This is a genomic window from Yersinia sp. LJYL362, assembly GCF_048323875.1.
Window position 1 is genome coordinate 1 of record NZ_JBLWEX010000061.1, and the last position, 9301, is coordinate 9301.

Genomic DNA, 9301 nt, shown 5'->3' on the forward strand with positions numbered 1-9301 from the left:
CGGCACATTCTGATTTAGACGCAGCAGTTAGCGCTTACCAACAAGGGGCATTTGATTATCTGCCCAAACCCTTTGATATTGATGAAGCGGTCGCGCTGGTTGAGCGGGCTATCAGCCATTATCAAGAGCAACAACAGCCCGCGCGCACCCAACCTGCCAGTGGCCCGACGGCTGATATCATCGGCGAAGCACCTGCGATGCAGGATGTTTTTCGCATCATTGGCCGCTTGTCGCGCTCCTCTATTAGCGTGCTGATTAACGGTGAATCAGGTACGGGTAAAGAGTTAGTGGCCCATGCACTGCATCGCCATAGCCCTCGAGCCAAAGCCCCTTTCATCGCATTGAATATGGCGGCGATTCCAAAAGATTTAATTGAGTCCGAACTGTTTGGCCATGAAAAAGGCGCATTTACCGGTGCCAATCAGGTACGCCAAGGCCGCTTTGAACAAGCCGATGGCGGCACTCTGTTTTTAGATGAAATTGGTGATATGCCGCTGGATGTGCAAACCCGCCTGTTGCGCGTATTGGCCGACGGCCAGTTCTATCGGGTTGGCGGTTATGCGCCAGTCAAGGTGGATGTGCGCATCATTGCTGCAACCCATCAGAATCTGGAGCTACGGGTTCAGGAAGGGAAATTCCGCGAAGACTTATTCCATCGTCTGAATGTCATTCGAGTGCATTTACCGCCACTGCGTGAGCGCCGTGAAGATATTCCTCGTCTGGCGCGCTACTTCTTACAAGTCGCCGCGAAAGAGTTAGGGGTCGAAGCCAAGAACCTACATCCTGAAACAGAAGTTGCGCTGACTCGCCTGCCTTGGCCGGGAAACGTACGCCAACTGGAAAATACCTGCCGTTGGTTGACCGTGATGGCTGCCGGGCAAGAAGTACTGGTTCAGGACTTACCTTCTGAGCTATTTGAAACCAGCACACCAGATGCTTCCGGCCAACGGATGCCGGATAATTGGTCGACATTACTGGCGCAATGGGCAGATCGGGCATTACGGTCTGGTCATCAGGACTTACTGTCAGAAGCGCAACCAGAAATGGAACGCACACTGTTAACCACCGCATTACGTCACACCCAAGGACATAAACAGGAAGCGGCACGCCTGTTAGGCTGGGGCCGAAATACGTTAACGCGTAAGTTGAAAGAATTGGGAATGGAATAAAATTTATTTAGCAATCACCCTCATCACTGAGGGTGACTTTATTAGATCACGCGGGAGAACTGCTGCTTGCGCGCCTGTTTACGTAAATAGATATCGAAACACATACAAATATTGCGAATGAGTAAACGCCCGCGCGGAGTTACACGGATACTCTTATCATCTCGCTCCACCAGCCCATCTTGTTCAAAGGGGGCGAGCAACTCAAAATCTTCGGCAAAATAATCAGCGAAACGAATACCATAATGCTGTTCAATCGGCTGATAGCTGATTTGGAAGTTACAAATCAGTGTTTTAATTACGTCGCGGCGCAAGCAATCATCTTCAGTCATGGTCAGGCCACGCCACAAGGCATTGCCACGCTGTTCGACAACGGCATAGTAAGTCTTCAAATCTTTTTCATTTTGCGCGTAACTGTCACCTAACATGCTGATGGCAGAAACCCCCAAACCAAGTAAATCACTCTCACCTTGGGTGGTATAGCCCTGGAAATTACGATGTAATTTACCTTCACGCTGGGCAATCGCTAGCTCATCGTCTGGTCGGGCAAAATGATCCATACCAATGAACTGATAGCCAGATTCCGTTAAGAAACTGATGGTATGTTGCAAAATATCCAGTCGCTGCTCGGCACTTGGCAAATCCGCATCTTTAATTTTACGCTGTGCGGCAAACAGACTCGGCAAATGGGCGTAATTAAATACGCTCAAGCGATCAGGGTTGAGTTCTGCTACCCGCTTGAGAGTAAAAGCAAAACTTTCTGGCGTCTGTTTTGGCAAACCATAAATCAAATCAATATTGGTTGAGTTAAATCCCAGCGCCTTAGCGCGGGCAATCAGTGCAAAGATAAAATCTTCATCTTGCTCACGGTTAACCAGCCGTTGAACCTCTTTATTGAAATCCTGCACCCCCATGCTCAGGCGATTAAACCCTTCAGCACGCAGATGATCGAGCACATCCAGCTCAATTTCACGCGGATCAACTTCAATTGACTGCTCTGCGCCGGGTAGAAAATCAAAGTTTTCACGCAACAGATTCATCAAATGAGTAATTTGTGTTTTATTTAGATAAGTTGGCGTGCCGCCGCCCCAATGCATCTGGCTGACCTGGCGACCAGCAAATAACGCAGCCCGCTGGCGGATCTCTTTTTCCAAAACCGCCAGGTATTCATCAGCTTTATGCTGTTGGCGTGTCACCAACTTATTACAGCCGCAGAAGTAGCAAAGCTTATGGCAAAACGGGATATGCACATACAGCGATAAAGGCCGCTGTGGATAACGTTTCACTGCTTGCTGAAAAGCAGATTCATCGTATTTTTCACTAAACTCAAGGGCTGTGGGGTAAGAGGTATAGCGCGGCCCTGAATAATTATATTTTTGAATCAGGGACAGATCCCAAACTATAGCGTTTTCAGACATGTTCATTCCTTCCGATATTTTCGCTTACCGGGCCGGTTAGGGGGCAGATGTTTTCGTTGTCTGGCCACAGAAGCGCTGCGCAACTGCTTTCTTCGTTGCGACAGCCGCCATAGTTTACCCAATAACCACAATAGATAACATGTAAGTAGTAGGGCTATTATCGGGATCACCCACTTCATCCGTTAAAATGTATCTTTTGGATTACCACTCTTCAGTAATTTTAAGATATCTTCCGGCTTTTCTTCGCGCTCTTCGTCATCTTCGTCGTCACCCAGTTCAATACCTAATTGCTCCATCAGGGCATCGATACGGTCTAACGTCAGATCAACGTAAGCCTGGTCTTCTTTGCTCAATACTTCGTCGTTATCGAGTCTGTCCAGCAATGCATCCAGACGCTCATCGTTTTCAAGCTTGGTTAGCTCTTCTTCCGGCGTCAGGCGTGGCTTAGCTTCAACTTTAGCCACTGGCTTAGTGGTTGGCTTCGCTTTTGCCTTGCTCTCGACCACCAAAGGTACAGGCACTTTGCTGCCAATACGCGGATCTTTTTCTTGAGCCTGAGTTGACCCCGTTTTATTGCTACCCTCAACATTGGTTCTCGCCCCTGAGCGATTGCCACTGTGTCTCTTCTGACGTTTGCGCTCGCGGGCTTCAATATCAAGCTCTACACGGGTTTTTTTATGACGCTTTGGCGTTGCGGTGCCTTTCGGGGCCGCACGGTCAGCGCGTGGTGCTTTATTTGGTTGCTTCATAACCTGTGCTCTTAAATGAGTATGGGATCGGATTGAGTATATACCCGTCATCTTCCAAGTTGCAGATGCTCTTATTTGCCGCTTTCCTGCATCTTGAAATTTATTGAGTATAGGATTGGGCCGGAATCTAGCAGAAAGAAGAGAAAGAAAAAAGGCGGCAGATTAACCTGTCGCCTTTTTTCGCACCTTCTGCGGAAGGATATCCTTACTGTGCATTCCCTACACTGATATAACGTCCTGGTTTCTCCCTACTGCAATTCGCCATCCTTGCCATCCCCCCAACCCTGAAGGCGACTCACCCAGCACTCCGGCCTGTGTCCATAAACATCCTTTTATATAAGCTCCCTGTATCATCCCTGGCTCACAGTATATCCATTACATTCCTTAAGCATACCCCACTCTTCCTAAGTGATTACGCTCCTTGCCAGTACATCCCGCACTGTTAAAAATCATGGCTTACAAAAATTAGTTATTTGTTTTTATTCAAAAAAATAATCATAAAAACAAATTAACCGCTGATAAGTGTAGCCTATTATTAATAAAGTTTTTCTTAACAATCATTCAATGATAAGCGATTAGTTTTTCCGACAATGACCGCCAACTCACAAAAATTGCAATTTCACGAAAAAAAACAGATAGAGAGTGCGCCGCGAACCCTCTACAACTTCAGCCTCTACAACTTCAGGTAGAAAGGGACTAAAGATAAACCCCCTTTTTTCGGCCCGATGCAGTTATAATCGCTGCATGTAAGCTATCTCTCACGGAGACGACAAATTTTGACTATCAGAAATTTTAACTATCACATGACTCACTTCGTCATTAGTGCTCCGGATATTCGCCATCTGCCACGTGATGAAGGTATTGAAGTGGCATTTGCTGGCCGCTCAAATGCAGGTAAATCGAGTGCTCTCAATACATTAACGGGTCAGAAAAGTTTGGCCAGAACCAGTAAAACACCGGGCCGTACTCAGCTGATTAACTTATTTGAAGTGGTTGAGGGTGTACGTCTGGTCGACTTGCCAGGCTATGGCTATGCCGAAGTCCCGGAAGAGATGAAACTCAAGTGGCAACGCGCATTAGGAGAGTATTTACAGAAACGTAACTGCCTGAAAGGGTTGGTTGTGTTGATGGATATTCGTCATCCACTGAAAGATTTGGACCAGCAGATGATTACCTGGGCAGTCGCCGTTGGTACCCCGGTTATGCTGCTACTGACCAAAGCAGATAAGCTGGCATCTGGCGCTCGCAAAGCCCAACTAAACATGGTACGAGAAGCTATCATTCCATTTATGGGTGATATTCAGGTTGAAGCTTTCTCATCATTGAAAAAGATTGGTGTCGATAAGTTGCGTGAAAAGCTGGATACCTGGTTCAGCGAAATCCCGCCAGAAGTCATGATTGACGAGTATGACGACGAAGAAGGCGAATAACCTATTGCCATGTGCAGCCCGCAAGGGCTGTTACTTCAGGAGTGGCAGTCATATCGCTCAGTACCAGAACCTTCGCTCCAGTTTTTTGTGATAAATCCCCCCAACGACGCTTTTCTATCAGTCAATATTTCGCCCATTTCCTGGTCTATTTTCTGACAAAGACCCAATAAAAAACGCCCCAGTCAATAAATGACTGGGGCGGCTAATATACAGCCAAATCCGATTACGTGAAGTAAAAGGTCTGAAAGATAGAACATCTTACCTCTGTACCCTACATCTGTAACTCTACATCATTTTTTCGCAGGGCAAAAGAATTTTTTGTTGTATAGTTACACAAATTGTCACGATTCAGCGCACATCATTCCCGCATTATCGCGCCTAAATGTAGCTTAATTACATAAAATGCTTTATTTATCACCACTTACCCATACAACTAATGAGCTTGATCCCAGTTATAACCCACACCGACATCAACTTTTAATGGCACGGCCAGTTGCATGCTTTGTTCCATCAGTTCGCGGATCTTCTGTTCGGCGCTTTCCAGCACACTCTCATGCACTTCAAATACTAATTCATCGTGTACTTGCATGATGACCCGCACCAAAGGCTCAGGTTGTTGCTGTAACCAGGCATCCACTGCAATCATTGCACGCTTAATAATATCAGCTGCTGTCCCTTGCATCGGCGCATTGATAGCTTCACGTTCTGCAGCTTTGCGGCGAGTAGCATTACGTGAGTGAATATCAGGTAAATAGAGGCGACGGCCATCCAGAGTCGTGACATAACCTTGTTCGGCGGCTTGTTTTCGGGTGCGCTCCATATATTCCAACACACCTGGATAGCGCTCAAAATAGAGATCCATATAACGCTGAGCTTCCCCACGAGGAATATTCAGCTGCCGCGCCAAACCAAATGCACTCATGCCATAAATCAAACCAAAGTTGATGGCTTTCGCACTGCGGCGTTGCTCGTTTGTGACTTTTTCCAGTGATAAGCCAAAGACTTCAGCCGCAGTCGCGCGGTGGATATCCTTACCAGCAGCAAATGCTGCCAATAACCCTTTATCCTGCGACAAATGAGCCATGATACGCAGCTCAATCTGGGAGTAGTCAGCCGCCATGATGCGGTAACCTTCTGGCGCAATGAAGGCCTGACGTATACGACGCCCCTCTTCATTTCGCACCGGAATGTTTTGCAAGTTAGGATCACGGGAAGATAAACGCCCGGTGGCAGTTACAGCCTGATGATAAGAGGTATGAACTCGCCCTGAAACCGGGTTAATCATCAACGGCAGTTTATCGGTATAGGTACTTTTCAGCTTCGCTAAGCCCCGATACTCAAGAATAACCTTCGGTAGAGGGTAATCCAGCGCCAACTCGGCCAGCACCTCTTCGTTAGTTGAAGCCGCGCCGCCAGGGGTTTTCTTCAAGATAGGTAGTTTTTGTTTTTCATACAAAATAACCTGTAATTGCTTTGGCGAGGCGAGATTAAAAGGCTCTTCAGCCAGTTCGTGCGCTTGTTTTTCCAGCTCATCAAGACGAATAGTCAGTTCTTTGGAATGCGCCGCCAATATATTCTTGTCAATCAATACACCTGTCCGCTCGATACGGGACAAAATTGGCAGTAACGGCATCTCAATTTCTTGGAATACCCGTTTGAGTCCTTCACTTTGCTGTAACTTCGGCCACAACACCAAGTGCAACTGTAGGGTAACGTCTGCATCTTCTGCCGCATAAGGCCCAGCTTGCTCTAACGCAATTTGGTTGAAAGTGAGTTGGTTTTTACCTTTACCGGCGATCTCTTCGAAAGTAATGGTCTTATGGTTGAGATAGCGCTCCGCCAGGCTATCCATATCATGTCTGCCGGCAACACTGTCTAAAACATAAGATTCCAACATGGTATCAAAAGCAATACCACGCAGATCAATGCCATAACGTACCAGCATGCTTTGGTCAAACTTAAGATTCTGACCAACTTTCAGTGCCTTATCATCTTCCAGCAAGGGTTTAAGCTGGGCCAGAACCCAATCCCTATCAAGCTGAGCAGGGGCATCCAAATAATCATGCGCTAATGGCAGGTAAGCTGCTTCACCCGGTGCCACTGCAAATGAGAGGCCAATTAAATTACTGCTGAGGGTATCAAGGCCGTCAGTTTCAGTATCAAAAGCAAAAACCTCTGCCTTTTTAAGCCGCTCAATCCAGTCGCTTAAAGATTTTTCATCCAAGATAGTCTGATAATTTTCTTGTGAGAGCACGGCAGTCACTTCAGCCACAGGTGCAGACTCTGGTGCTGCAAAAGCTTTATTACTTGCCTGCGCTGTTGGCCTATCTTTTTTACCATCCAGCCATTTGCCAGCCTCTACATCTGCGAGCCAGCGCTTAAACTCATAACGACTGAATAATTGATGTAATTGCTCATCATCCGGTGCTGAGACATTCAACTCATCACAAGTTATATCCAGTTCAACATCCGTTTTAATCGTGGCTAATTTATAAGAGAGATAGGCAACATCTTTATTCTGCTCTAATTTGGCCGACATCGTTTTTGCACCACGGAATGTCAGCGTGGATATCTTATCCAAATTACTAAATAGCGAGTCCAATCCACCCAGACCTTGCAATAAAGCCTGTGCCGTTTTCTCACCAACACCAGGAACTCCCGGAATATTATCGGAGGAGTCACCCATCAGAGCGAGAAAATCAATAATCAGTTCAGGGGGAACGCCATATTTTTCGCACACTTCCTGTGGCCCTAAAATAGCGTTATTCATTGTATTAATAAGAGTGATATTTGGCGTAACTAATTGCGCCATATCTTTATCACCGGTACTAATTAATACGGCATGACCAGCTTTTTCAGCCTCTTGTGCCAAAGTACCAATAACATCGTCAGCCTCAACACCGGAAACAACCAATAAAGGTAGCCCCATAGCCTTAACCATTTGGTGAAGCGGCTCAATTTGAGCCCGCAAATCATCGGGCATGGGTGGGCGGTGAGACTTATATTCCGCGAAAAGCTCATCACGAAATGTTTTACCTTTGGCATCAAAAACTACGGCGACATGGCTTGGTCGGTATTGCAGCAACAGACTGCGCAACATGTTCAACACGCCATACATCGCGCCCGTTGGCTCGCCCTTGCTGTTGGTTAGCGGCGGAAAAGCATGGTAAGCACGATAGAGGTAAGAGGAACCGTCTACGAGGATTAATGGGTTTTCTGCAATCTGGGCCATAGAGTTTCTTCATCTTTATTCATCAAGGTCTGACGCTAAGAATGCCATAGCTCGCAGCAAGAGACGAATTTTAGCGTCCATTGTTGTGCGGAAGAGAGCATTTTTACATTGTGATCTTAAAGATCCAGCTTGTGGATAACTTTGTGAGTAAAAACATGAGCAGATTATATCTTTTGGCTCTTGTTTTATAGGTTAATATTTTATATCTTAATAATCATATGGTTATGGTTATTACTTTCTTATTCTATTGTCATTATTTCGTTATCTGAATTGTGGATATTACTTATTCAGTTACCCTTAAAAGGTCCGTTAATTTTACTTATCGTAAATTTATTGGCACAGATTTTTTATTCCTTCGCGCAAACTTATTTTTATCTTTTTGTACCTTAAATATTGGCGATAACCTATCACTGGAATAGATAACCCAATCAAAAACAACATTAAGACTAATAAATATCGGCATTCGGAAGAGTAGCTATCACATTAGATAACATGATGTTTTTATAGTGGGATAGAAACAGATTTGAAGTGTGCGGATATTTGATAACGAAAAGAGGGGCTAATAAAATCCAGCCCCTCTTTTTATACTATTATTTCTGAGTCAGCAGGAACTTAACGACATCTGCATACTGTTTAACATAGGTATCCATTGAGCTGGTATCCATGCCATCGTTTTTAATCATATATTTGCCATTAACAAACATGGCTGGTACACCACGTAGTTCTAAGTCTTCAGCTGCTTTTTGCTGCTGAACAACCAGAGATTTAACTACAAAACTGTTTAATGCTGCATCATAGTCTTCACCACTCACACCTGCTTTGATAAAGACATTACGGATATCATCAGGGGTTTGTACCGTTTGTGTTTTCTGTACACCTTCAAACATCAATGGAGTGATTTTCTCTTCAACACCCAATGCCATAGCAACAGCCCATGCTTGAGTTAATTGCTTGCCCAATGGGCCAAGGAACTCAACATGGTAGCGAGTCATTTTAGTCCCTTCCGGCAGTGCTTTCTTTACCGCTTGAGGAACATGGTAAACCTCTTCAAACTGGTAGCAGTGCGGGCAATAGAAAGAGAAAAACTCTAAAACTTGGGGCTCACCGGTTACCGGTTTGTTCAACGTCTGGTACTGGGTACCATCAGTAAATTGTGCAGCCGATGCACTGAATGCCATTACCATGCCAACGAGTGCTAACCATACATTTTTCATACTATAAGAATCTCCATTATCTTAGCTTTAGTACATTGGCATCAGCTGCAAAGGGGGTGCCTGCAACAGCTTAACCTGTTCTGTAAATGATG

At 45.5% G+C, this 9301-nt stretch carries 6 protein-coding genes; 2 read left to right on the forward strand and 4 right to left on the reverse strand.

Annotated elements, in window-relative coordinates; translation table 11 throughout:
* A partial coding sequence (gene glnG, locus ACNSO8_RS02565) for a nitrogen regulation protein NR(I) (protein ID WP_418393730.1) occupies nucleotides 1-1169 on the forward strand: 1169 nt, incomplete at its 5' end.
* A gap of 41 nt (nucleotides 1170-1210) precedes the next feature.
* Here glnG and hemN read toward each other — a convergent pair.
* Both hemN and yihI read right to left on the reverse strand, forming a co-directional pair.
* Nucleotides 1211-2584, reverse strand: coding sequence for an oxygen-independent coproporphyrinogen III oxidase (hemN, locus tag ACNSO8_RS02570; protein WP_019080345.1), 1374 nt, complete (start codon nucleotides 2582-2584; stop codon nucleotides 1211-1213).
* 182 nt (nucleotides 2585-2766) lie between these two features.
* Nucleotides 2767-3333, reverse strand: coding sequence for a Der GTPase-activating protein YihI (gene yihI, locus ACNSO8_RS02575; RefSeq protein ID WP_005175758.1), 567 nt, complete (start codon nucleotides 3331-3333; stop codon nucleotides 2767-2769).
* Between the two features lie 776 nt (nucleotides 3334-4109).
* On the opposite strand from yihI, the gene yihA reads away from it, so the two are divergent.
* Nucleotides 4110-4763 carry a ribosome biogenesis GTP-binding protein YihA/YsxC gene (yihA, locus tag ACNSO8_RS02580; protein WP_005165058.1) on the forward strand — a complete coding sequence of 218 codons (654 nt, stop codon included), beginning with the start codon at nucleotides 4110-4112 and terminating at the stop codon, nucleotides 4761-4763.
* A 433-nt stretch (nucleotides 4764-5196) separates the two neighbouring features.
* Here the strand turns inward: yihA and polA are convergent, their stop codons facing one another.
* A complete protein-coding gene (gene polA, locus ACNSO8_RS02585) occupies nucleotides 5197-7995 on the reverse strand; it encodes a DNA polymerase I (RefSeq protein WP_418393731.1) in 2799 nt (932 codons plus the stop codon).
* A gap of 590 nt (nucleotides 7996-8585) precedes the next feature.
* A complete protein-coding gene (dsbA, locus tag ACNSO8_RS02590) occupies nucleotides 8586-9209 on the reverse strand; it encodes a thiol:disulfide interchange protein DsbA (protein WP_019080347.1) in 624 nt (207 codons plus the stop codon).
* Between the last annotated feature and the right edge of the window lie 92 nt (nucleotides 9210-9301).

What these genes read in the sequence shown, in the direction of transcription:
- polA (WP_418393731.1), bottom strand. Translation starts at nt 7,995, where the DNA reads ATGGCCCAGATTGCAGAAAACCCATTAATCCTCGTAGACGGTTCCTCT.
- hemN (WP_019080345.1), bottom strand. Translation starts at nt 2,584, where the DNA reads ATGTCTGAAAACGCTATAGTTTGGGATCTGTCCCTGATTCAAAAATAT.
- dsbA (WP_019080347.1), bottom strand. Translation starts at nt 9,209, where the DNA reads ATGAAAAATGTATGGTTAGCACTCGTTGGCATGGTAATGGCATTCAGT.
- yihI (WP_005175758.1), bottom strand. Translation starts at nt 3,333, where the DNA reads ATGAAGCAACCAAATAAAGCACCACGCGCTGACCGTGCGGCCCCGAAA.